The organism is Massilia sp. AB1 (assembly GCF_018119385.1).
In the GTDB taxonomy this organism is placed as follows: domain Bacteria; phylum Pseudomonadota; class Gammaproteobacteria; order Burkholderiales; family Burkholderiaceae_D; genus Telluria.
In genome coordinates this window covers 51,074-74,581 of sequence record NZ_JAGKSG010000015.1, presented here as the reverse complement: position 1 = coordinate 74,581, position 23,508 = coordinate 51,074, and the positions used below count along the sequence as shown (strand labels likewise).

The 23,508-nt window shown below is 68.1% G+C and carries 20 protein-coding genes; 7 read left to right on the top strand and 13 right to left on the bottom strand.

Annotation, left to right across the window (positions count from 1 at the left end; translation table 11 throughout):
- Positions 1-7 precede the first annotated feature (7 nt).
- Entirely contained in the window at positions 8-958 is a 951-nt protein-coding gene (locus J8847_RS11150) for a glycoside hydrolase family 43 protein (protein ID WP_211524772.1), read from the top strand.
- A gap of 40 nt (positions 959-998) precedes the next feature.
- Here J8847_RS11150 and J8847_RS11145 read toward each other — a convergent pair whose 3' ends face one another.
- Complete coding sequence (locus tag J8847_RS11145; RefSeq protein WP_211524771.1) at positions 999-3,725, bottom strand: EAL domain-containing protein; 2,727 nt, start codon at positions 3,723-3,725, stop codon at positions 999-1,001.
- Between the two features lie 217 nt (positions 3,726-3,942).
- On the opposite strand from J8847_RS11145, the gene J8847_RS11140 reads away from it, so the two are divergent.
- On the top strand, positions 3,943-4,602 hold the full coding sequence (locus J8847_RS11140; RefSeq protein ID WP_211524770.1) for a peptide-methionine (S)-S-oxide reductase: 660 nt from the start codon (positions 3,943-3,945) through the stop codon (positions 4,600-4,602).
- A gap of 159 nt (positions 4,603-4,761) precedes the next feature.
- Here the strand turns inward: J8847_RS11140 and kefC are convergent, their stop codons facing one another.
- A complete protein-coding gene (gene kefC, locus J8847_RS11135; RefSeq protein ID WP_211524769.1) occupies positions 4,762-6,564 on the bottom strand; it encodes a glutathione-regulated potassium-efflux system protein KefC in 1,803 nt (600 codons plus the stop codon).
- Positions 6,554-7,126 carry an NAD(P)H-dependent oxidoreductase gene (locus tag J8847_RS11130; RefSeq protein ID WP_211524768.1) on the bottom strand — a complete coding sequence of 191 codons (573 nt, stop codon included), beginning with the start codon at positions 7,124-7,126 and terminating at the stop codon, positions 6,554-6,556. The genes kefC and J8847_RS11130 overlap by 11 nt, the downstream gene beginning before the upstream one ends.
- A gap of 148 nt (positions 7,127-7,274) precedes the next feature.
- On the opposite strand from J8847_RS11130, the gene J8847_RS24425 reads away from it, so the two are divergent.
- The 3 genes from J8847_RS24425 (at position 7,275) to J8847_RS11120 (ending at position 10,982) form a co-directional block, all read left to right on the top strand.
- Complete coding sequence (locus J8847_RS24425; protein WP_307727510.1) at positions 7,275-8,075, top strand: PAS domain-containing protein; 801 nt, start codon at positions 7,275-7,277, stop codon at positions 8,073-8,075.
- Between the two features lie 24 nt (positions 8,076-8,099).
- Complete coding sequence (locus J8847_RS11125; protein WP_373999887.1) at positions 8,100-10,493, top strand: PAS domain-containing protein; 2,394 nt, start codon at positions 8,100-8,102, stop codon at positions 10,491-10,493.
- Positions 10,494-10,589: 96 nt separating this feature from the next.
- Positions 10,590-10,982 (top strand): hypothetical protein, encoded by a 393-nt coding sequence (locus J8847_RS11120; protein ID WP_211524767.1) that lies wholly within the window; start codon positions 10,590-10,592, stop codon positions 10,980-10,982.
- Here J8847_RS11120 and J8847_RS11115 read toward each other — a convergent pair.
- Genes J8847_RS11115 through J8847_RS11100 form a run of 4 tightly spaced genes read right to left on the bottom strand, consistent with a single transcriptional unit; the run spans position 10,979 to position 14,777 of the window.
- Positions 10,979-11,530: a GNAT family N-acetyltransferase gene (locus J8847_RS11115; protein WP_211524766.1), complete on the bottom strand. Its 552-nt coding sequence runs from the start codon at positions 11,528-11,530 to the stop codon at positions 10,979-10,981. The two genes, J8847_RS11120 and J8847_RS11115, sit on opposite strands and share 4 nt — an antisense overlap.
- A 9-nt stretch (positions 11,531-11,539) precedes the next feature.
- Positions 11,540-12,451 carry an alpha/beta fold hydrolase gene (locus tag J8847_RS11110; protein WP_373999885.1) on the bottom strand — a complete coding sequence of 304 codons (912 nt, stop codon included), beginning with the start codon at positions 12,449-12,451 and terminating at the stop codon, positions 11,540-11,542.
- Between the two features lie 29 nt (positions 12,452-12,480).
- Positions 12,481-13,302 (bottom strand): SDR family oxidoreductase, encoded by an 822-nt coding sequence (locus J8847_RS11105; RefSeq protein WP_211524764.1) that lies wholly within the window; start codon positions 13,300-13,302, stop codon positions 12,481-12,483.
- A complete protein-coding gene (locus tag J8847_RS11100) occupies positions 13,299-14,777 on the bottom strand; it encodes an NAD(P)/FAD-dependent oxidoreductase (protein ID WP_211524763.1) in 1,479 nt (492 codons plus the stop codon). Before J8847_RS11100 ends, J8847_RS11105 begins: the two co-directional genes overlap by 4 nt.
- 77 nt (positions 14,778-14,854) lie before the next feature.
- On the opposite strand from J8847_RS11100, the gene J8847_RS11095 reads away from it, so the two are divergent.
- Positions 14,855-15,490, top strand: a complete 636-nt coding sequence (locus tag J8847_RS11095) for a TetR/AcrR family transcriptional regulator (protein WP_211524762.1) — start codon at positions 14,855-14,857, stop codon at positions 15,488-15,490.
- Positions 15,491-15,575: 85 nt separating this feature from the next.
- Here the strand turns inward: J8847_RS11095 and J8847_RS11090 are convergent, their stop codons facing one another.
- The 6 genes from J8847_RS11090 to J8847_RS11065 form a co-directional block, all read right to left on the bottom strand.
- Entirely contained in the window at positions 15,576-16,070 is a 495-nt protein-coding gene (locus tag J8847_RS11090) for an outer membrane beta-barrel protein (protein ID WP_211524761.1), read from the bottom strand.
- Between the two features lie 300 nt (positions 16,071-16,370).
- Complete coding sequence (lpdA, locus tag J8847_RS11085) at positions 16,371-17,771, bottom strand: dihydrolipoyl dehydrogenase (protein WP_211524760.1); 1,401 nt, start codon at positions 17,769-17,771, stop codon at positions 16,371-16,373.
- A 4-nt stretch (positions 17,772-17,775) separates the two neighbouring features.
- The gene (locus tag J8847_RS11080) at positions 17,776-19,110 is read right to left on the bottom strand and encodes a dihydrolipoamide acetyltransferase family protein (RefSeq protein ID WP_211524759.1); all 1,335 of its coding nucleotides are present in this window, start codon (positions 19,108-19,110) and stop codon (positions 17,776-17,778) included.
- Between the two features lies 1 nt (position 19,111).
- Positions 19,112-20,164 carry an alpha-ketoacid dehydrogenase subunit beta gene (locus J8847_RS11075; RefSeq protein WP_229429881.1) on the bottom strand — a complete coding sequence of 351 codons (1,053 nt, stop codon included), beginning with the start codon at positions 20,162-20,164 and terminating at the stop codon, positions 19,112-19,114.
- Entirely contained in the window at positions 20,161-21,393 is a 1,233-nt protein-coding gene (locus tag J8847_RS11070; RefSeq protein ID WP_211524758.1) for a 3-methyl-2-oxobutanoate dehydrogenase (2-methylpropanoyl-transferring) subunit alpha, read from the bottom strand. Before J8847_RS11070 ends, J8847_RS11075 begins: the two co-directional genes overlap by 4 nt.
- A gap of 218 nt (positions 21,394-21,611) precedes the next feature.
- Positions 21,612-22,520 (bottom strand): LysR family transcriptional regulator, encoded by a 909-nt coding sequence (locus J8847_RS11065; protein ID WP_211524757.1) that lies wholly within the window; start codon positions 22,518-22,520, stop codon positions 21,612-21,614.
- Positions 22,521-22,596: 76 nt separating this feature from the next.
- Here J8847_RS11065 and J8847_RS11060 point away from each other — a divergent pair, with 76 nt between their 5' ends.
- Complete coding sequence (locus J8847_RS11060; RefSeq protein WP_229429882.1) at positions 22,597-23,481, top strand: DMT family transporter; 885 nt, start codon at positions 22,597-22,599, stop codon at positions 23,479-23,481.
- Positions 23,482-23,508: the final 27 nt, after the last annotated feature.

Below are 23,508 nucleotides of genomic sequence, written 5' to 3'. Positions count from 1 at the left end.
AGGGACCATGACGACCACCTACACGAATCCGGTGTACCCGGAGATCATGGCCGATCCCTTCGTGCTGCGGCACGAAGGGCGCTACTATGCCTACGGTACGGCGCCCGGCAGCGCGGCGGGCGGGCGCTTTCCCGTGCTTGGTTCCGATGACCTGGTGCACTGGGAGCATCTGGGCTACGCCATCGACCAGCCGGGCGAGGATCATTTCTGGGCGCCGGAGGTGGCTTATGCGGACGGCAGGTTCTACCTGTATTACTCGTCGGGAGACGAGGAGGGCAAGGACCACCAGCTGCGCGTGGCCATCGCCGGCCAGCCGGCCGGGCCCTTCGTGGACAGCGGCGTGCTGCTGGTGCCTTCTGAACCGTTTTCGATCGACGCGCATCCCTTCCGCGACGCCGATGGACAGTGGTATCTGTTCTATTGCGTCGACTTCCTGGAAGAGGAGGGCGATCACCGCATCGGCACGGGGATCGTGGTCGACCGCCTGCTGAGCATGACCCGGCTGGAAGGCAAGCCGGCGCTGGTGGCGCGGCCGCATGCGGACTGGCATCTGTTCAAGCGCGGGCGGGCGATGTATGACGCGGTGTACGACTGGCACACGGTGGAAGGGGCGAGCGTGCTGCGGCACAACGGCCGCTATTACTGCTTCTACAGCGGCGGGGCCTGGGAGCGGGAGAACTATGGGGTCAGTTATATGGTGGCCGATCATCCGCTCGGGCCCTGGGGGCGGCCGCCGGAAGGGGAGCAGCCCCTGATGAGTTCCCGGGAAGGGCATGTGATCGGGCCGGGGCACAATTCGTTTACCGTGTCGCCGGACGGCAGCCAGACCTGGATCGTGTATCACGCCTGGGACCTGGGCATGACGGGGAGGCGGATGTGCATCGATCCGCTGGTGTGGGACGGGGACAGGCCGACGACGCCGGGGCCGACGTGGACCCCGCAGCCAAGCCCTAAGTGATAGCTCGCCGGAACGACGGGTTTGGGCAGCAGGCCGGAACCTAACCGGCGAGCCGCGGCGCGTTCGGCGTCAGCAGATCGCGCACTGCGTCAAGTGGAGCAGGGCGCGCCAGATAGTAGCCCTGGGCCTCGTCGCACTCCGCCGCGCACAGGAAATCCAGCACCTCCGCCGTCTCCACCCCCTCGGCTACTACCGCCATGTTGAGCGCGTGCGCCATGCCCACGAAAGCCTTCACGAATTCGAAGGCCGTGATCGTGTCGTCCTGCTGCAGCACGAAGGAGCGGTCCAGCTTGAGCACGTCGATCGGGAAACGGCGCAGGTAGGCGAGACTTGAGTAACCGGTCCCGAAATCGTCCACCGCCAGCACCAGCCCCAGTTTCTTCAGCTCGCGCAGCATCGAGGCGGTATGCTCGATGTCCTCGATCAGCGCGCTCTCGGTCAGCTCCAGCTCCAGGCAGGAGGGCGGCAGGCCGGTGCGCGCCAGCACGTCGCGCACTTCGGCGCCGAAACCCGGCTGGGCCAGCTGGCGCGCCGAAACGTTGACCGACACCCGGATCGGGCGGCCGTATTCGTCGATCAGGCGCCGGGTCTGGGCACAGGCTTCGAGCAGTACCCAGTGGCCGATGGCGGCGATCAGGCCGGTCTCCTCGGCGATGGCGATGAACTGCTGGGGCGGAACGCGGCCGCGTTCCGGGTGGTTCCAGCGGATCAGCGCCTCCATGCCCACCGGTTCCATGCTGCGCAGGTCGATGCGCGGCTGGTAGTGCAGCTCGAACTCGCGCCGCGCCAGCGCCGGGCGCAGCGATACTTCGAGGGCCATGCGCACCTGGGCCGCCACCGTCATCTCCGGCTCGAAGAAGCGGTAGCGGTTGCGGCCGGAGGACTTGGCGCGGTACATCGCGGTGTCGGCCGTCTGGAACAGGGTCTCGCGGGTGCGCGCGTCGCGCGGATACATGCTGATGCCGATCGAGGCGCCGACCACCATGTCGTGGCCGCCCACGACGACCGGAGCCGCCATGGCTTCCAGCAGCTTGTCGGCGACACGCGCCGCGCCCGCCGTACCGGTGGTGCAGTGCGCGGCCACGACGAACTCATCGCCGCCCAGGCGCGCCACCAGGTCGTCGGCGCGCACGGCGCCGGTCAGGCGGCGCGCCACTTCGCACAGCAGCACGTCGCCCATCTCGTGGCCGAAGGAATCGTTGACCTCCTTGAAGCGGTCCAGGTCGAGGAACATCACCGCCACGGTGTCGCCTTCTGAGCAGCGGTCCAGCATGTCCTGGATGCGCTCGCCGAGCAGGGCGCGGTTGGGCAGGCCGGTCAGGGTGTCGTGGGTGGCAAGCTCGCGCAGGCGGCTTTCGGCCAGCTTGCGCCCGGTGATGTCGGTCATCAGGCCGGTCAGGCTGCTCAGGCGGCCGTCCGCACCACGTTCGATGCTGCCGTTGAACAGCACGTGCAGATGGCGGCCGTCGCGGTGGCGGATCACCGCTTCCATTCCCTGCACGGCCGCGGCACCTGTGGCGCCGTCGGCCAGGGCCTGCCACGGGAAGGCAACGAACAATTCGGTCAGCGGCTGGCCGATCAGCGCCTCGCGGGCACGCCCGGTAAGCGCGCACAGCGCCGGATTCACGTCACGCAGGACGCCGTCCGCGCCGGCCAGCAGGTAGCCGGCCGGCGTCATTTCGATCACTTCGCGGAAGCGCCGCTCGCTGTCGCGAAGCTGGCGCTCGGCTTCCTCGCGGTCGCTCAGGTCGCGGATGATGGCCAGGTAGAGCGCTTCGCCGCCGTCCTCGAAGCGCGAAATGTGCACTTCGGCCGGGAAGCTGGTCCCGTCCTTGCGCGTCTTGCGGGTGCGCAGCAGCTGCGGGCGGCCGGCGCGCAGGGCCCGCCCCAGCTGCGGCAGGCTGATGTCCGGGTTGAGGTCGGTGACCGCCATGCCGGCGAATTCGGCCTCCGTGTAGCCGAAACGGGCGCAGGCCTGGCCGTTGGCGGCCACGATGGAGAGGCTGCGGTCGACGAGCATGATGCTGTCGCCGGCCTGGTGGAACAGGCTGCGGAAGCGCTGCTCGTTGGCGCGCACGGCGCCCTCGGCATCGCGCTTGGCGGTGATGTCGTGGAAGTAGACCGATAGCCCGTCTTCGTTCGGATACGCGCGGATTTCGATCCAGATGTCGCGCGGCTTCCAGTACAACTCGGTGGTGCGCGGTTCGCGGCTCGCCATCGCCTCCCGGTAGAAAGCCAGGGCCTCCGATTCTTCCAGCTCCGGTGCGACATCGAGCAGCTTGCGGCCGATGCCCGAGCTCAGTTCAATGCCGACAAAGTCGCTTGCCTTGCGGTTGGCGTAGGTGACGCGCCACTCCGCGTCGATCGCGAAAAAGGCGTCGCCAATGCTTTCCAGCATGGCGTCGAGGCGGTCCTTGGACTGGCGCAGGGCCACGCGGTCGCTCTCCTGCCGGGTGATGTCGCGCGCGGTGATGAACATGCACTGCAGGGCCGGGGACCAGCGCACCGCGATCGACATCAGAATCACCGCGCCGTCCTTGCGCACGTACCGCAGCTGCACGTCGCGGCGGGCCGGCCTGCCCTCGCGCAGGCTAGCCTCGATCGCGGCCGCATGGGCGTGGTCGTCCACGTGGACGAACTCGGTGTAATGACGGCCAGCCATCTCCTCCGGCGCATAGCCAAGCAGTTCGCGGGCCGCCGCGTTCACGCGCAGCAAGCGCCCCGTGTGATCGCCGAGCGCCAGCAGGTCCAGCGAATTGTCGATCAATGCGGCATTTTCTTCGGCCAGGTTCGCCGGCCAAGGAAGCGGGTGAGGGGTGGTATCCAAGATAAGACTAGCGCGGTGGCGGTTGGAAGGCGTCGCGAGGCCGCTGGGCGGTCAGAAAACGTGCTGTCGAGTATATATCAGTGCCGCATAGAAACGTTCGGCAGCGACGCGTTTACGCGACAGTGGGCGTCCTCAAGGACGGTCATCCGGGAGTATCATGCCTGAAGTGCAAGAACGACGAGAGCAATTCTGTTCCGAACTGCCGGGTCTGACATCATCGATAGCGACGCCGTGCTCCAGGTTCAGCTATCTGGAACGCTCGATCCGCACAAAGGATAAGCGGGGTGCCGTCATGACCCATGCGGCTTTGCATGGTGAATCCTTGATGTCTGCTGAGGTGCAGAGAATCGGCTTTGGTGGAGGCTGCCATTGGTGCACGGAAGCCGTGTTCGCTGCTCTTCGCGGCATTATCCGCGTGGAGCAGGGATTCATTCGGGCCGACGCGCCCGACGACAATTTCTCCGAAGGCGTGCTGCTCACCTTTCAACCAGACACAATCTCGCTTGGGTCTTTGATCGAGATCCATTTACGGACGCATTCAAGCACGTCGAACCACTTCATGCGGCGCAAGTATCGCAGCGCGGTTTATGTGAAGGACGAGGTCCAGGCCGAGGTTGCACGGCGCGTTCTGATGGAAGTCGGGCCAGGATTCGATGCGCCTCTTGTCACTCGAATCCTGCCCTTTCGAGCCTTCAAAGCTTCCGATGAGCGCTTTCAGCGCTATGCTGAAAAGAATGCCGGCGGCCCGTTTTGCACCACCTATATCGACCCGAAACTGGCGCTGCTTAGAAAGGAATTCGGCGGTTTACTGAGGTAGGTGGGTAGCTGCGGAATCCTGACGCGTGCGAACTTCCGGAATCGGCGAGAAGGAGGTGTCCGGCTCACGCAGGGGCAGCGCGCATAGGCCGAATGCAGGAAGCAAGCCCTGGACAAGTCCGCTGCGGCGCGCATGCTGCAGGACTGAGCGGGCACGCCCTTACTCGTCGCCATCCTCGCGGTCGCGCTTCATCGCCACGAAGTCGCGCTCGAACATCGCATGCAGCTCTTCATTGGCGCGCTTGGCCAGCGAGACGTATTGTTCGCGGTCCTTGTAGTAGGGGTAGACCGCGTTCACGCTTTGCAGGTTGTGCTCGCGGAAGCGCATCGCCGCCTGGCGCGCCAGGTAGGCGCCGAAGCCCAGCTGCTCCATGACCCTCCTGCCCATCATCAGCGCCGACTCGAAGGTCTCGCGCTCGATGATGGTCACGCCCAGGTCCATCAGCTGGTAGTAATGCGTGATGTTGCGCGCCCGCGCCAGGATCATCAGGTCGGGGTATTCGTGGCGGATGGCGGCGGCCAGCTTGAGGCTGTCGTCGATGCCGTCGATCGCGATCACCAGCGCGCGCGCCTTGGCCGCGCCGGCGGCGCGCAGCAGGTCGGTGCGGGTGGCGTCGCCGTAGAACACGTTGAAGCCGAAGTCGCGCAGGGTGTCGATGTGGTCCGGATCGTGGTCCAGCATGGTCAGCGGCACCTGGTTGGCGTGCAGCAGGCGGCCGACAATCTGGCCGAAGCGGCCGAAGCCGGCGATGATCACGTGGCCTTCGTTGTCGGCGATCTCGTCGTCCTTGCGCTTCTTCTTGCGGCCGTTCCAGAAGGGTTCCAGCACGCGGTCGTAGACGATCAGGAGCAGCGGCGTGGCCATCATCGACAGCGCCACCACCACCACCAGGATCGAGGCCGTCTCGGCGGAGAAGGCGCGCGCGGTGGCGGCGGCCCCGAACACCACGAACGCGAATTCGCCGCCCTGCGAGAGCAGGAAGGCGAACAGGGTGCGCTGGCGCCCCGCCATCCCGAAGGCGCGCGCCAGCAGGTAGAGCACCAGCAGCTTGAGCACCAGGAAGGCGGCGGCCATGGCGACGATGCGCCAGGGCTGGGCGAAGAACACGCCGAAGTCCACCGACATGCCGACCGCGATGAAGAACAGCCCGAGCAGCAAGCCCTTGAAGGGTTCCAGGTCGGTCTCGAGCGCGTGGCGGTACTCGGAGTTCGCCAGCAGCACCCCGGCCAGGAAGGCGCCCAGCGCCATCGACATCTCGACCCATTGCATCAGCAGCGACACCGAGATCACCAGCAGCAGCGCGAAGGCGGTGAAGATCTCGCGCATGCGGGTGCGCGCGATCACGCGCAGTACCGGGCGCACCAGGTAGTGGCCCACCACCAGCAGGCCCAGGATCACGGCCGCCGGCTTCAGCACGCCGGCCCAGCCGCCGTGCGGATCGGCGTCGCCCGCACCCAGCACCGGCACCAGGGCGATCATCGGGATCGCCGCGATGTCCTGGAACAGCAAAATCGAGAACCCCGCCTGTCCGGCCGGCGTGGGCAGGAGATTACGCTCCTGCATGGTGGTCAGGGCGATGGCCGTGGACGAGAGCGACAGGCCGAGGGCGGCGATCAGGGCCACCTGCCAGGCCACGCCGGCCAGCCAGGCGGCGCCGAACAGCACCGCCGCCACGCCGCCCACCTGGGCCAGGCCCCAGCCGAAGATCGAGCGCCGCAGCGACCACAGGCGCTGGGGTTCGAGCTCCAGGCCGATCACGAACAGCAGCAGCACCACGCCGAACTCGGAGAAGTGCAGGATGGTCTCGACTTCGCTGATCAGGCCCAGGCCCCAGGGGCCGATGGCGATCCCCGCCAGCAGGTAGCCGAGCACCGCACCCAGTCCCAGGGCGCGGGCGATCGGCACCGCGATGACGGCCGCGGCCAGGTAGACCATGGCCACGGTCAAGACGCTATGTTCCATGAGGGGCTCCTTCCAGGGCCAGGCGCTCCAGGTGCCCGGCCAGCAGCGTGCGCAGGCGCGCCGCGTAGGCGTCGACGGCCTGCGGATCGGCGTGCTCGGCGCCGTAGAAGATTTCGGGCTCGATCCAGCGCATGCCGAGGCTGCGCGCGGTCTGTTCCAGCGGCGCCAGGTATTCGCCCAGCGGATGGCCGTGGCGGGCGCCGGGCCGGTAGTCGCCGGGCAGGCTGTTGCAGCCGACCGCGGCCCAGCAGGCCTTGCCGCGCAGGCGAGGACTGGGGCCGACCGCCGCCCACTCGGGCTTGAGCACGGCGTCGAACCATTCCTTGAGCAGCGACGGCATCGCGTACCAGCTGAGCTGGAAAGCGAAGATCACCAGGTCGGCTTGCTTGAGCAGGGCGCGTTCGCGCCGCACGTCGACGTAGAAGTCCGGGTACAGCTCGTACAGGTCCTGCACGGCGACATTCGGCAGGCTGCGGGCGGCGTCGGCGACGCCGCGGCTGATGCGCGAGCGGTGCAGGGCGGGGTCGGCGAAGACCACCAGGGCATGCGGTGACGAAGTCATGGCTGCGTGCTTGATCGTTCAGTGTTGCCCAATTGTACATGGCGTCCCGCGCCGCCCTCAAAAGACCCCCGCACGATACGGCTGGAGCGTTTCTGAAATTGACTGTGAGATATTACAATTGCGTCTTTTACATATTCATTCTTCCAGCATGATGCATCAGGCAGCGGCACAGGCAGTGGCGTCCCAGCGGTCCTTCGCCCACGGCGGCGGACTTCTCGGCACGATCATCGACGCATACGACTGGGAGGCCACCAGCCTCGGCGCCATGGCCGGCTGGGCGCCGGTGCTGCGCACGACGGTCGACCTGATCCTGCGCTCGCCGGTGCCGATCGTCACCCTGTGGGGCGAGGAGGGCGTCATGATCTACAACGACGCCTATTCCGGCTTCGCCGGCGGCCGCCACCCGCGCCTGCTGGGCTCGCGCGTGCGCGAAGGCTGGCCCGAGGTGGCCGACTTCAACGCCCATGTGATGAAGACCGTGCTGGCCGGCGGCACCCTGTCGTATGCCGACCAGGAGCTGACCCTGCACCGCCACGGCCAGCCGGAACAGGTGTGGATGAACCTGGACTACTCGCCCATCGTCGACGAACACGGCGCCATCGTCGGCGTGATCGCCATCGTGGTCGAGACCAGCGACAAGGTGCGCGCGCGCCGCTACCTGAACGGCGAACGCGGCCGCCTGCGCACCATGTTCGAGCAGGCGCCCGGCTTCATGGCCGTGCTGGGCGGTCCCGAACACGTGTTCGAGCTCGCCAACGACGCCTTCCTGGAGCTGCTCGGCCGCGGCGACCTGCTGGGGCGCCCGCTGCGCGAGGCGATTCCCGAGCTGGCCGGTCAGGGCCTGGACGTCCTGCTGGGCCAGGTCTACCGCAGCGGCAAGCCGTACAGCGGCCAGGACAGCGGCATCCGCCTCGGCGAGCGCCTGCGCTACCTCGACTTCGTGCTGTAGCCGCTGCGCGGCGAGGATGGCAAGGTGTTCGGCATCTTCGTGCAGGGCAACGATGTGACCGGGCGCGTCGAGGGCGCCCGCGCCCTGCGCGACAGCGAGGCGCGCTTCCGCAGTTTCGCCCAGGCGATGCCGAACCAGGTCTGGGCCGCCGGCCCGGACGGCCGGCTGAACTGGTTCAACGAACACGTCTACGCCTACAGTGGTCTCGGCTTCGAGGACCTGGAGGGCGAAGGCTGGACGGCCGTCGTGCACGAGGCCGACCGCGCCGCCACCCAGACCCGCTGGGCGATCGCGGTCGCCTCGGGCGCGGATTTCGAAGCCGAGATGCGCCTGCGGCGCGCCGACGGCAGCTACCGCTGGCACCTGTCGCGCGCCGTGCCGCTGCGCAGCGACGCGGGTGGCGACGCGGGCGGCTGGATCGGCACCGCCACCGACATCGAGGACCAGAAGCGCGTGGCCGAGCACTACGCGGCCCTGAGCGCCGACCTCGAAGGCCGGGTGGCGCTGCGCACCGCGGAGCGCGACCGCATGTGGCGCTTGTCCAAGGACATCCTGCTGGTGGCGGGTTTCGACGGCACGGTGGAAGCGGTCAGCCCCGCCTTCGGCGCGCTGCTCGGCTGGAACGAATCGGATTTCGTCGGCAGGAACTTCCTTGACCTGGTGCACCCGGACGACCGCGCGCCGACCATGGCGCAGATGGCCTCGCTCGGCCAGGGCAACTACGTCTACAAGTTCGAGAACCGCTACCGCCGCAAGGACGGCAGCTACTGCCTGCTGTCCTGGACCGCGGCGCCGGACGCGCACCACATCCACGCGATCGGGCGCGACATCACGGCCGACCGCGAACAGCTCGATACCATCCGGCGCACCGAACTCGCGCTGCAGCAGTCGCAGAAGATGGAAACCATCGGCAAGCTGACCGGCGGCGTTGCCCACGACTTCAACAACCTGCTGCAGATTATTTCCGGCAACCTGCAACTGCTCGACATGGCCGCGCCGGGCCACGCGGACCGCGCGCGCTGGATCGACAATGCGCGCCAGGCGGTCGACAAGGGCGCCAAGCTGGCCAGCTATCTGCTGGCCTTCGGCCGCCGCCAGCCGCTCGAGCCCAAGGTGATCAAGATCGGGCGCCTGGTGGTGGGCATGGAAGACATGCTGCGCCGCGCGCTTGGCGAGGAGATCGAGATCGAACTGGTGATCTCGGGCGGACTGTGGAACACCGCGGTCGATGTGGCCCAGGTCGAGAACGCGCTGCTGAACCTGGCGATCAACGCGCGCGACGCCATGGGCGGCACGGGCCGGATGACCATCGAAGCCACCAACGCCGTGCTCGACGACCTGTATTGCCGCAGCCACGGCGACGTGCTGCCGGGGCAGTACGTGATGCTGGCCGTGACCGACACCGGACCGGGCATGCCGCCGGAGGTCCTGAACCGCGCCTTCGAGCCCTTCTTCTCGACCAAGGAAGAAGGCAAGGGCACGGGCCTCGGCCTGTCGATGGTGTACGGCTTCGTGAAGCAGTCGGGCGGCCACGTCAAGATCTACAGCGAAGTCGGCCAGGGCACGACGGTCAAGATTTACCTGCCGCGCAGCACCGCCGCCGAGGAGCCGCTGGGTCCGATCGAAGCGCCCCAGCCGGCGGTCGGCGGCACCGAGACCATCCTGGTGGCCGAGGACGACGAAGCCGTGCGCACCACCGTGGTCGAGATGCTCGGCCAGCTCGGCTACCGCGTGCTGAAGGCGGCCGACGCGGCCCAAGCGCTGGTGGTGGTCGAGAGCGGCGTGCCGATCGACGTGCTGTTCACCGACGTGGTGATGCCGGGTACCCTGCGCAGCGTCGACCTGGCGCGCATGGCGCGCGAGCGCCTGCCCAACCTGGCGGTGCTGTTCACTTCGGGCTATACCGAGAACTCGATCGTGCATGGCGGCCGCCTCGATCCGGGCGTGGAGCTGCTCGGCAAGCCCTACACCCGCGAAAGCCTGGCGCGCCGCATCCGCCAGGTGATCGCCAACCAGAAGAAGACCGGGCGCGAGCCGGGGCCGGCACCCGCGCCGGCGCCGCTGCCGGCAAGCGGCCGCTGCCGCATCGTCCTGGTCGAGGACGAAGAGAACATCCGCATGAATACCCAGGCATTGCTGGAACACCTGGGCCACGAAGTCTGCTCGGCGGGCGACGCGGAAACGGCGCTGGGCATGATCGGCCAGGAAACCGACATCCTGATCACGGATGTCATGCTGCCTGGCATGTCGGGCGATGCGCTGGCGGCCCATGCGCGTTCGACCGCGCCGGCGATCCGGATCATCTTTGCCACCGGAAATGGCGAGGTCAACAACTGGCCGGACGCCGTGGTCTTGCGCAAGCCGTATAACCTGGAAAGCCTGATGCGGATACTGGATCTGCAGGGGCTTGCGGCCTGACCCGGAACTGTCCTACAGCGTCAGCGGCAGCAGGCCTATTGCACCGGCTGACGGCCTGCTTATGATGGAAAGATCAACAAGTCCATCAAGGAGGCCATGATGTCGATGCAAAGCGAAGGCAAGGACGCCAAAGGGCGCAACTACGACCAGATCACGCGCAGCGGCACCAGCAGCGCAGGCAGCATGGGGACCGGCGGCACGGGAGATACCGGCAAAGGCGGTTCGCAACAGAACGAGCAACCCGGCAACATGCAGGCCGGCCGCACCGACGACTTGCTGGCCGGCGGCTCGGATGCCGAGTGCGAGGACAAGGGTTTCATGACCGACGGCAAGCAAGGCCAGCTCGGCACGGGCATGGGCGGTAAGGGCAGCCTGGGCAGCGGCAGTGCGGGCAACCGGCAGTCCGGCGAACTCAACCAGCAAGGCTCGGGCGGCCAGCGCACGACCGAAACCGATCGCGACCAGGATACCTCGGCCCGCGAGCGCTAAGCCGGCGCGAACTCCCCGCGCCGGAGGCGGTACAAGACATGCCCCGACAGCCGGTGACCGGCCGGCAGGGCCGGGTGGGCAAAGTCCCCGGCCTCGTCGCGGCGCATGCCCAGGCGTTCCATCAATGCCCGCGAGCGCAGGTTCTGCGGTACCGTGAAGGACACGATCTCGTCCAGTCCAAGGCGCTCGAAGCCGTGGTGCAGGCAGGCCGCGGCGGCCTCGCGCGCATAGCTGTTGCCCCAGTAGTCGGCGCCAAGGCGCCAGCCGATGTCGGTACAGGGCGCGAACGGCAGGCCCCCGGCATGGCGCTTGAGTCCCACGAATCCGATCAGCGCGCCACCCGCAGCCAGCGTGGCCGCCAGGTAGCAGCTTCCGCTTCGTTCATACAGCGCATTTTGCATGGCCATGAAGTCGGCGACCTGCTGCATGCTCATCGGCCCGGGCAGGTGCTCGATCACGCGCGGGTCCTGGTTCATCGCGTGGAAGGCCTCGGCGTCGGCGGGGCGCCAGGTGCGCAGGGCCAGGCGCGGGGTGTGGATCACAAGCATGCGCGCACCTCAGGCAGCCAGGCGGCGTGCGGCCGCCGCTTCCATGATGAAGCTGGCGGTCAGCTCCGGGCGGGTGACGGGCAGCATGTGGCCTCCTTCGATCACCTCGAGGCGCGCGCCGGGCACCTTGTCCAGCATGGACTGGCCGTTGGCGCGCCAGCACAGCACGCGGTCCTCGCGCCCGAACAGGATGGACACCGGCACCTCCAGCTCGCCGTAGCGCTGTTCCAGCCGCGCCATGTGTTCCGGCACCACGGCCAGGTCGGCGGCGCTGGCCAGGAAGTGCTTTGGCCTGAGGCTGAGCAGGCCGCCGCCGCGGGTCGGGAAGTCGCGCGCGACCGGCTCGGGACCGAACACCTGTTCCAGCACGCGGCGGCTGGTGGCGATCGAGGCCGGCACGGCCAGGGTATGGGCGAACAGGCTGCGCAGCCAGCGCGGGCGGATCAGCAGCGCGCGGAATACCGCCGGCACTTCCTTGGGTGCGTGGGTCAGCGGGGCCACCAGGGCCAGCGCGCCGACCAGGTGCGGATGCTCGATGGCGAGCGTGAGGGCGGTGGCGCCGCCCAGCGAATGGCCGACCACGGTCGGGCGCTCCAGCCCCAGTTCCCCGATCAGCCGGGCCAGCACGCGGGCCTGGGCCGACAGGTCCGCCGGCGCGTCCGCCGCGCGCGGCGAGTGGCCCGAGCCCGGCCGGTCGACGGCGACCACGCGGAAATGCTGCGACAGCGCGGCGCAGGCGCCGAAGTTAAAGTGGCACAGGTTGCCGCCCAGGCCGTGGAGCAGCAGCAGCGGCGCGCCGCTGCCCTGGTCGGTCACGTGCAGGCGCTGTCCGTCCACCTCCACGAAGCGGCCGCTGGGCGGGAGGAAGGCTTCGATGCGGCGCGTGGTCCGGTACGAGAACAAGAAGAGGCTGGCGGCCACGAGACCGGCTGTGAGAATTGTGAACAAGATCATTTTGCGCTTTCCCGCATGACGAGATGTTTCAGGTAGTTCCAGTAGTTGACGGGGCTCAGGCGTTCGAGCAGGGCGACGAGTTTCGCGTCGCCGCCGGCCAGTACCCGCGCCCGGCGCCGTTCGATGCCGCGAACGATGGTCTCGCCGGCCAGCGCCGGGTCCATGCGCAGCAGGCGCTGGGCCTGTTCCCGGCCGAGTGCGACCTCGTGCGCCGGGGCGTCCTTCGGCACGCGCGCTGCTTTCGCGATATTGGTGGCCACGCCGCCCGGATGGACCACCGTGACGCCGACCTTGCTGCCCGCCAGTTCGTGGCGCAGGGCGTTGGAAAAGCCGCGCACCGCGAACTTGCTGGCCGCATAGGCGCTCTGGCCCGGCGGTGCGATGATGCCGTAGATGCTCGACAGGTTGACGATGCGTGCTTCGTCGCTCTCGCGCAGCAGCGGCAGGAAGACCCGGGTCAGGCGCACCACGGCGTGGAAATTGACCTCCATTAGCCAGTCGAAATCGTCCTCGGCCACCTGCTCGAAGGTACCGCCCAGGGCCACGCCCGCGTTGTTGACCAGCAGGTCGACGCGGCCGTGGATCACGCCGACGGCGGCGGGCAGGGCGCGCACCGCGGCGCGGTTGGCGACGTCGATCTGGTGCACGCTGGTGCGCACGCCCAGGGCGCGTGCTTCCCTGGCGGTGGCCTCGGCCGCCGCCCCGTCGATGTCGCACAGGGCCAGGTGGCAGGAACGCCGCGCCAGCGAGAGCGCGATGGCGCGCCCGATGCCGCCGCCGGCGCCGGTCACCACGGCCACGCGGTTGCCGAGCCTCATGGCATGACTCCTTTCGGACCGAAGTGCATCACGCCGTCGTCCAGGCGGCCGAAGCGGATGGTGAGCAGGTCCATCACATAGTTCTGGTAGACCTGCCAGGGCTTGCGCGCGCCCTGGCTGGGCAGCACATCCCTGGCGCGCTGGACGTAGCCCGAGGTGAAGCTGAGGAAGGGTTCGCTCGCCACCGTGGGATCGCGGCGCGGCACGGCGATGGCCACGCCGTGCCGGTCCATCCAGGACAGCAGGCGGCAGACGTAGGCGGCGGTCAGGTCGGCCTTCAGGGTCCAGGATGCGTTGGTGTAGCCGAAGGTCATGGCGCAGTTGGGCACGTCGCTGAGCATCATGCCCTTGTAGGCCATGGCCTGGCTGGGGTCGAGCGCGCGGCCGTCGACCTCGATGGCCGCGCCCCCGAACAGCTTGAGCGAAAGGCCAGTGGCCAGCACCACCAGGTCGGCCTCGAGCTCGCGGCCGGATGCGAGCAGGACGCCGCGTTCCGTGAAGCGGACGATGCGGTCGGTGAGGATCTCGGCGCCGCCTTGGCGCAGCACGCGGAACAGGTCGCCGTCCGGGACCAGGCAGACCCGCTGGTCCCAGGGCTTGTAGCTGGGCGAGAAGTGGGTGCCCGCGTCGACGCCGGGACCGGCCTGGCGCTGGGCCTGGGCCAGCAGGTGGCGCTTGACCAGCTCCGGCTTGCCGCGCGCCAGGCGGTAGAGAACAATCGATTCGGCGATCAGGCGCCAGCGCGTGAGGGCGTAGGCCAGGCGCGGCGGCAGCCAGCGCTGCGTGCGCCGTGCAAAGCGGTCCTGGGCGGGGCGCGCGACCACATAGGATGGCGAACGCTGGAGCATGGTGACATGGGCGGCGCGCGCCGCCATGGCCGGCACCAGGGTCACCGCGGTGGCGCCGCTGCCGACCACCAGCACGCGCTTGCCGCTGTAGTCGAGGTCCTCGGGCCAGAACTGCGGATGGACGATGCGACCGCGATAATCCGTCTCGCCTTCGAAGCTGGGGCGATAGGCTTCGTCGTAGCTGTAGTAGCCGCTGCACAGGTAGAGGAAGCGCGCGCGCAGGACGGCTTCGCCGCCGTCGGCCAGCGCGGCGGTCACGGTCCACACGGCCTGCGCGCTCGACCAGCTGGCCTTGACCACCTTGTGGCCGTAGCGGATGTGCGGATCGATGCCGTAGGCGCGCGCGGTATCGGCGACGTAGGCGCGGATCGCGGGACCGTCGGCGATGGCCTGCGGATCGGTCCAGGGACGGAAGGCATAGCCGAGCGTGTACATGTCGGAATCGGAGCGGATGCCGGGATAGCGGAACAGGTCCCAGGTGCCGCCGATGGCCGAGCGCGCTTCCAGGATCATGTAAGACTTGTCCTTGCAGCGCTGGCTCAGCATGGCGGCGGCGCCGATGCCGGACAGGCCGGCGCCGACGATCAGTACGTCCAGCACGCCACTCTCGTCGAGGCTGATGCTCATGGTGTCCCTGTTTTGGTTTAATGCTGACACTGTACATTGTCAGAATGTCAGTTGCAAGAATGTGTCAGAATAGCTGGATGACAGCAGAGCTCTCCCTATCTACCCGATCCTACCGTGGACAATCGCAGGAACAAAGACGCGCCGAGCGGCGCAGCCGCCTGATCGCCGCCGCCATCGACGTGTACGGCGAACGGGGCTACCACCAGGCTACGGTCAAGGCGGTGTGCGAAGCCGCCGGCCTGACCGAACGCTACTTCTACGAATCCTTCGCCAACAGCGAGGCGCTGCTGATCGACTCCTTCAATGCGGTGACCTATTCGGTGCTGGGCGAAGTGCTGCGCGCGGCCGAAGCGGCGGGACGCGGCGGCCTGGCCCGCTCGCGCGCCATGCTGCACGCCTACTTTTCGGCGCTGCAGCGCGGCCCGAAGGCGGCGCGCGTGTTCCTGGTCGAGATCCGCGGCGTGAGCCCGGCGGTGGACCGGGCCTTCGACGACGCGCTGCGCGCCATCGGACGCGAAGTGGCGCGCATGGTGGCGCCGGCCAGCGCGGAGCACGACGAGCTGCTGCAGTGCGGCGTCGTGGGCGGCGTGATCAGCATTGCGCTGCGCTGGATCGCCAACGGCTACCAGCCGCCGATCGACAGCGCGGTGGATTCGGCGCTGCGTCTCGGCGCGGTGCTGGCGGCGGGCGCGCGGACGGCGCGCGCATCCTGAACCTGCGCCAATGAAAAGAGCCCGGCTGAACCGGGCTCTTTTCATTGCGCCATGGCGCGCGATGCGCCATGTTCCGTCAACGCGATCAGAACTTGAAGACCACGCCTGCGCTCAGATTGGTGACGTCGCTCATCGGCTTCTGCACTTCGATGCGGCCCGAGATGGCCGGGGTGAAGGCATAGCCCAGGCCGACGCCGTAGACGGCGCGCGAGGTCGAGTCGGTGCCGGTGAACCCGCCTTGCTCGACGTCGACTTCGATGCGGTTGTAGCCCAGACGGCCGTAGACGCTGAAGTTGTTCGCCAGCGGGATCGAACCGATCAGGGACACGCCGAACTGGTCGCCCTTCACGTTGAAATCTTCGACGTCGGCATCGGCCAGGCGGCGGTAGTTCAGTTCGGCTGCGAAGTTCGGGTGGAACTTGTAGCCGCCGAAGACGCCGACGCTGGTTTCACGGTGCGACCAGCCTTCCAGCTTGGTCTTGCCGGCGTCGACGCCAGCGTACAGGGCGCCCGGCTCGACGGCGAAGGCGGAGGAGGAAGCGACGATCAGGGCCGCGACAGCTGCGATTTTCTTGAACATGTTTTTCTTACCTTAGTTTATTGCCACAGGGAAACCTCGTGGGCCGCGCATATTACACCGCAACATTGCAAATTGCAAATTTGGCCTCTGGTGTGCATATACAAACGTTCTTTGCATACGAGCTGGAATATGCATAGGACATACGGGTAAATGCAAGTTCACTCGAATGAATGCCGGTGTCCGATTCGGCTGGGGCAGTGAACGGGCGACAGATTGGGCGAGAGGAATGGCGCCCGTGGGAGTGATCCGCATCCTCGCCTGGAAAGAAGATGCCGCCCGGCCGGGCGGCACCGGCACCGGTCAGATATGCAGCGCGTGGCCGAGCGCGCGCAGGGCGGCTTCCTGGACCGCCTCGCCCAGGGTCGGGTGGGCATGGATGGTGCGGCCCACGTCCTCCAGCAGCGCGCCCATCTCGAGCGACTGCGAGAAGGCCGCAGCCAGTTCCGACACGCCGGCGCCGACCGCCTGCCAGCCCAGGATCAGGTGGTTGTCCTTGCGCGCGACCACGCGCACGAAGCCCTCCGTGCCCTCGATGGTCATGGCGCGGCCATTGGCGCTGAAGGGGAACACGGCGCTGACGAATTCGACGCCTTCGCGGTCGCAGTCCAGCGGCGACATGCCGGCCACCACGATCTCGGGATCGGTGTAGCAGACCGCCGGGATCGCGGCCGGGACGAACTCGCGGAACTTGCCCGCGATGATCTCGGCCACCATCTCGCCCTGGGCCATGGCGCGGTGCGCCAGCATCGGCTCGCCGGTCAGGTCGCCGATCGCCCACACATTGCGCATCGAGGTGCGGCACTGGCCGTCGACCTTCACGGCGCGTCCCTCCATGTCGAGCATCAGGCTTTCCAGCCCCCAGCCCTTGGTGCGCGGCTTGCGGCCGACCGCCACCAGCACGCGGTCCGCTTCCAGCTGCGCTTCCACATTCGACGCGTCGCGCACGCGCACCAGGCCCTGCTCGAAGCCCAGCACCGTCGTCCCCAGGCGCAGCTCGACGCCGAGGCGCGCCAGGGACGCCGCCACCGGCTTGACCAGGTCGGCGTCGTAGGAAGGCAGGATGCGTTCCGCCGCCTCGACCACCGTTACCTGGCTGCCCAGCTTGCGGTAGGCCGTGCCCAGCTCCAGGCCGATGTAGCCGCCGCCCACCACCACCAGGCGGCGCGGGATCGATTCCGGCGACAAGGCCTCGGTCGAGGACACCACGTCGCCGCCGAAAGGCATGAAGGGCAGCTCGACCGGTTCCGAGCCGCTGGCCAGCAGCAGGTGCTCGCAGCGGATGCGCAGCGGCGCGCCGTCGCCGTCCTGGGGCTGCACCTCGACCGTCTTGCCGTCGACGATGCGCGCCCAGCCGTTCACCAAGCGCACGCCGTGCTTCTTGAGCAGGCTGCCGACGCCGCCGGTCAGGCGCTTGACGATGCCGTCCTTCCAGGCCACGGTGCGCGCCAGGTCGATGCGCGGGTTCTCGACCGTGATGCCGAGCGCGGATTCCCGGGCCGCATAGGTGTTGGCCTTGCTGAATTCCTCGGCCGCATGGATCAGGGCCTTGGACGGAATGCAGCCGATGTTCAGGCAGGTGCCGCCCGGCTGCGCGCCCTCGACCACGATGGTCGGAATCTTCAGCTGGCCGGCGCGGATGCCGGCCACGTAGCCGCCCGGACCGCCGCCGATGATCAGGAGGGTGGTAGTGATCGTCTCCATCGGCTCACTCCACGAACAGGGTTGCCGGGCACTCGAGGTAGCCGCGGATGGTCTGCACGAACTGCGCCGCCACCATGCCGTCGATCACCCGGTGGTCGAAGGACGAGGACAGGTTCATCATCTTGCGCGCCACCATGGCGCCGTTCAGCACCACGGGACGGTCGACGATGCGGTTCACGCCCACGATCGCCACTTCCGGACGGTTGATCACCGGGGTGGTGACGATGCCGCCCAGCGGTCCCAGGCTGGTGATGGTGATCGTCGAACCGGTCAGCTCCTCGCGCGTGGCCTTGGCGCTGCGCGCCGCTTCCGCCAGGCGCAACAGCTCGGCGGCGCACGACCACGGATCGCGCGCTTCGGCATGGCGCACCACGGGAACCATCAGGCCGGTATCGGTCTGGGTGGCGATGCCGAGGTGAACCGGGTCGTACTGGGTCAGCACGTTCGCATCGTCGTCGAAGCGCGCGTTCATCTGCGGGAAGCTGCGGATCGCCAGCACCACGGCGCGCATCAGCAGCGGCAGCAAGGTCAGCTTGCCGCGCTCGGCGCCGTAGCGGGTATTGAGCTGCGCGCGCAGCAGTTCGAGCTCGGTGACGTCGATTTCCTCGACATAGGTGAAGTGCGGGATATGGCGCTTGGCCTCCTGCATCTTCTCGGCGATCTTGCGGCGCAGGCCGATGATCGGGGTCGCATGCTCGCCGTGCAGCTGGGCATAGCGGTTGTCGCCGCGTCCTACTGGCAGCCCGGTACGGCGGCCGGCGATGTAGGCGTCCAGGTCGGCATGGGAGATGCGGCCGGCGGGGCCGCTGCCGCTCACGAACTGCAGTTCGATCCCCATGTCCCAGGCGCGCTGGCGTACGGCCGGCGGCGCGAGCGGTTTGTCGCCTTCGGCGCGCAGCGCGGGCGCTGAGGCCGGCATCTGCCGTGGGGGAGCGGGGTGTGCCTTCGGAGGCGCCTTGGGCGAAGCTTTCTGCGCCGGCGCGCTGGCGGCAGCAACGGCTTCCAGCTGCGGTTCGGCCACTTCCTCGGCCGGCGCTTCCGGCGCCGCCGACTTCACCGGCTCCTGCCTGGCCTTCTCGGCGGAGATATTGCCGGCGCCTTCCACCTCCAGGCGGATCAGCTCCGCGCCCACGGCCAGCGATTGCCCGACCGCGCCGCCCAGGCTGGTCACCTTGCCGTGCACCGGCGAAGGGATTTCGACGGTGGCCTTGTCGGTCATGACGTCGGCCAGCACCTGGTCTTCCTTCACCTCGTCGCCCGGCTGCACATGCCAGGCGACCACTTCCACTTCCGCGATGCCTTCGCCGAGGTCCGGCATCTTAATCACATGAATGCCCATCTCAACCCTCCATCGCACGTTTGAGGGCCGCGCCGACGCGGTCCGGCCCCGGGAAATACGCCCATTCCTGCGCGTGCGGATACGGGGTGTCCCACCCGGCCACGCGCCCGATCGGCGCTTCCAGGTGGTAGAAGCAGTGTTCCTGCACCAGGGCCGCCAGTTCGGCGCCGAAGCCGCTGGTCTTGGTCGCCTCGTGCACGATCACGCAGCGGCCGGTCTTCTGGACCGAGCGCACGATGGTGTCGAGGTCCAGCGGCCACAGGCTGCGCAGGTCGATGATCTCGGCGTCCACGCCGGTCTCGCGCGCGGCGGCTTCCGAGACCCAGACCATGGTGCCGTAGGCGAGCACGGTCACGTCGTTGCCGGGTCGGACGATGGCCGCCGAATCCAGCGGCACCGTGTAGTAGCCGGTCGGAACGTCGCCCATCGGATGGCCCGACCAGGGCACGACGGGTTTGTCGTGGTGGCCGTCAAAGGGGCCGTTGTACAGGCGCTTGGGTTCCAGGAAGATCACCGGGTCGTCGTTCTCGATCGCCGCGATCAGGAGGCCCTTGGCGTCGTAGGGATTGGACGGCATCACCGTGCGCAGGCCGCAGACATGGGTGAAGAAGGCTTCCGGGCTCTGGCTGTGGGTCTGGCCGCCGTAGATGCCGCCGCCGCAAGGCATGCGGATCACCATCGACGAGGTGAACTCGCCGGCCGAGCGGTAGCGCAGGCGCGCCGCTTCCGACACGATCTGGTCGGTGGCCGGATAAAAATAGTCGGCGAACTGGATCTCGACCACGGGGCGCAGGCCGTAAGCGGCCATGCCGACCGCCGTGCCCACGATACCGCCTTCCGAGATCGGCGCGTCGAACACGCGCGACTTGCCGTACTTGGCCTGCAGGCCGTCGGTGACGCGGAACACGCCGCCGAAATAGCCGACGTCCTGGCCGTACACCACCACGTTGTTGTCGCGCTCCATCATGACATCCATGGCCGAGCGCAGGGCCTGGATCATGGTCATCGGCGTCGTCGCCGTTTCCTTCGGTTGATCGTCGCGTGCCATCCTCATACCCCTAGTTCCTGACGCTGACGGCGCAGATGCTCCGGCATGTCCTTGTACACGTCCTCGAACATGGTCGCGGCGCTCCACGAGCGGCCGTCGCCCAGTGTGCCGAACTGTTCGGCTTCCTTTTGCGCGGCCAGCACTTCGGCCTCCAGCTCCGCCTGCACGGCCTCGTGCTCGGCATCCGACCACCAGCCCTGGTTGGTCAGGTACTGGCGCAGGCGTGCGATCGGGTCGCCCAGCGGGAAGCGGCTCCAGTCGTCGGCCGGCCGGTAGCGGTTCGGGTCGTCGGAGGTGGAGTGCGGGCCGGCGCGGTAGGTGACCCATTCGATCAGGGCCGGGCCCAGGTTGCTGCGCGCGCGTTCGGCGGCCCAGCGCGAGGCGGCCAGCACGGCCAGGAAGTCGTTGCCGTCCACGCGCAGCGAGGCGATGCCGCTGCCGATTCCGCGGGTGGCGAAGGTGACGGCCTCGCCCCCGGCGATGGCCTGGAAGGTCGAGATCGCCCACTGGTTGTTGACCACGTTGAGGATCACCGGCGCGCGGTAGACGTGGGCAAAGGTGAGGGCGGTCGAGAAATCCGATTCGGCGGTGGCGCCGTCGCCGATCCAGGCCGAGGCGATTTTCGTGTCGCCCTTGATGGCGCAAGCCATGGCCCAGCCCACGGCCTGCGGGTACTGGGTGGCGAGGTTGCCGGAAATGGTGAAGAAGCCGGCGCGGCGCACCGAGTACATCACCGGCAGCTGGCGGCCCTTGATCGGGTCCTTTTCGTTCGACAGCAGCTGGCAGATCATCTCCACCAGCGGCACCTCGCGCGCCATCAAGAGGCTTTGCTGGCGGTAGGTGGGGAAATTCATGTCGCCGTCCTGCAGGGCGAGTGCGTGGGCGGTGCCGATCGCTTCCTCGCCGAGCGAGGTCATGTAGAAGGACATTTTCTTCTGGCGCTGGGCAATGACCATGCGGGCGTCGAAGATGCGGGTCTTCATCATGGTGCGCAGGCCGAAGCGCAGCAGTTCGCGGTCGGGCTCCTCGGCCCAGGGGCCGACGGCATTGCCCTGCTCGTCGAGCACCCGGATCAGGCCCGATGCGATGTCGCTCGTGTCGAGCGGCGCCACGTCGATGGGCGGACGCCGGACGGAACCGGCGGGACTTACTTGCAGATACGTAAAATCGGTCTTGCAGCCCGGGCGGCCGGTAGGCTCCGGTACGTGCAGCGACAGAGGTTGACTCTGGCTCATAATTCGCGTTCCCTTTTGAGGTGATGTGCGGCAACGGTATGATAAATCCGTCAGCGCATCGCGCGTTTGCGTTGGCGAACTATTTGCGTTGTGCTGCGCAGCATCCGGCCGCGCCGCGCGGGCCCGAAGCTGCCATGCTGGCATGGCGCGGCGGCCCTGATCCTGCGGTGCAGCAAGCCGGGGGCGAGACGTTTATGCAGCCTGGCTGGCGCGCCGCTTCAGGCTGCCCGCAAAGGCGCCGCACCCACGTCGCCGGCCGCCTGCCGGGCGATCTCGGCGAAAGCCTGGACCGCCGGCGAAGCCTGCGCCAGGTTGCGCAAGACCAGCCCCACGCGGCGCCGCGCCATCGGCCGCAGCGGCCGCACGGCGATGCGCGGATGGGTTTCATGCATCGCCGCCGGCAGGGCCAGCTCGGGCATTACGGTAATGCCGTCGCCCGCGTCCACCAGGCCCAGCACCGTGATCATCTGCGACATCCGGTAGCGCACCTTGGGCGCCAGGCCGGCCTGGGCGAACAGCGGTTCCACCAGCGCCGAGCAGCCCTGTTCCGGCATGATGAAGGGCTGGTCCACCAGTTCCTGCAGGGTCACCGAGCGCTTCGCGGCCAGCGGATGGTCGTGCTGCAGCAGGGCGACCAGCTGGTCCTCGACCAGCGGGACGGTGTCGAAGCGTTCGTCGGGCAGGACGGCGAAGCCGACGTCCACCCGGCGGTCGGCCACCCACTGGATGACGGCGGCGTCCGGGCCTTCGTCGATCTGGACTTCGATGCCGGGATAGCGCTCGCGGTAGGCGCGCAGGATCGCCGGCAGCAGCTTGAGCGAGGCGGTGGGGCCGAAGGAGCCGATGCGGATCAGGCCCTGGTTCAGGCCGCGCGCCACCGCCGCATCCTGACGCATCGCCTCTGCCAGGCCGAGGATTTCGCGCGCTCGCACCAGCAGCCGCCGTCCCAGCTCGGTCACCTCGACCGAGGATTGCTGGCGCTCGACCAGCTGGGCGCTCAGCTCGCCCTCCAGGGCGCGGATGGCGTGCGAGACGGCCGACTGGCTGATGCCCAGGCGCAGCGCGGCCAGGGTGAAGCCGCGCATCTCGGCCACCATCACGAAGATTTCCAGTTGGGTGAAGGTCATGAGTAATTCCTCATTTGCGCATGAACTGGGATAAGCATTAATGTATGGCCTCCGCGACCTCGATTGCAAGTCCATCATGAAAAACCAGCTCGTCTACGCCAAACTCGTCCTCGTCACCCTGTTCTGGGGCGGCACCTTCATCGCCGGCCGCATCGCCGCGCATGCGCTGCCCGTGATGACGGCGGCCACCCTGCGCTTCGCCGTGGCGGCGGTATTGCTCCTGCTGGTCGCCTGGAAGATGGAGGGCGGCTTGCCGCGCCTGTCCGGCAAGCAGATCGGCGCCACCGCGGCGCTCGGCCTGACCGGGATCTTCCTCTACAACCTGTGCTTCTTCGGCGCCCTCGGCACCATGCCGGCGGGCCGCGCGGCCCTGTTCATCGCGCTCAATCCCATCGTCACGGCGCTGGCCGCTGCGGCGCTGCTGCGCGAACGCCTGCACGCCGCCAAGTGGATAGGCATCGCCGTCGCCTTCGCTGGCGCCGCCATCGTGATCACGCGCGGCGATCCCTGGACGGCCGTGCACGACCTGCGCGCCTCGCTCGGCACCGGCGAACTGCTGATGCTGTGCGCCATCAGCAGCTGGGCCGCCTACACCCTGATCGGCCGCGCCGCGCTCAAGGGCCTGAGCCCGATCGCCGCGACGACCTATGCCGCGCTGTGGGGCCTGCTGTTCCTGGCCCTGGGCGCGGGGCGCGACCTGGCCAGCCTGGACTGGAGCGCGATCGGCTGGCGAGTCTGGGCCAGCCTGCTCTACCTGGGCGCCTTCGGGACCGTGCTCGGCTTCATCTGGTACTACGAGGGCGTAAAGGCCATCGGCGCCTCGCGCACGGCCGTGTTCAACAACCTGGTGCCCGTGTTCGGCGTCTCGCTGGCAGCCTTGCTGCTGGGCGAACAGGTGCTGGCGTCGATGGTGGCGGGTGGTGTCCTGGTCGCGGCCGGCGTTACCTTGACCAATCGTTGAACCGCCCAGTCCGCCGCACGCAGCGGT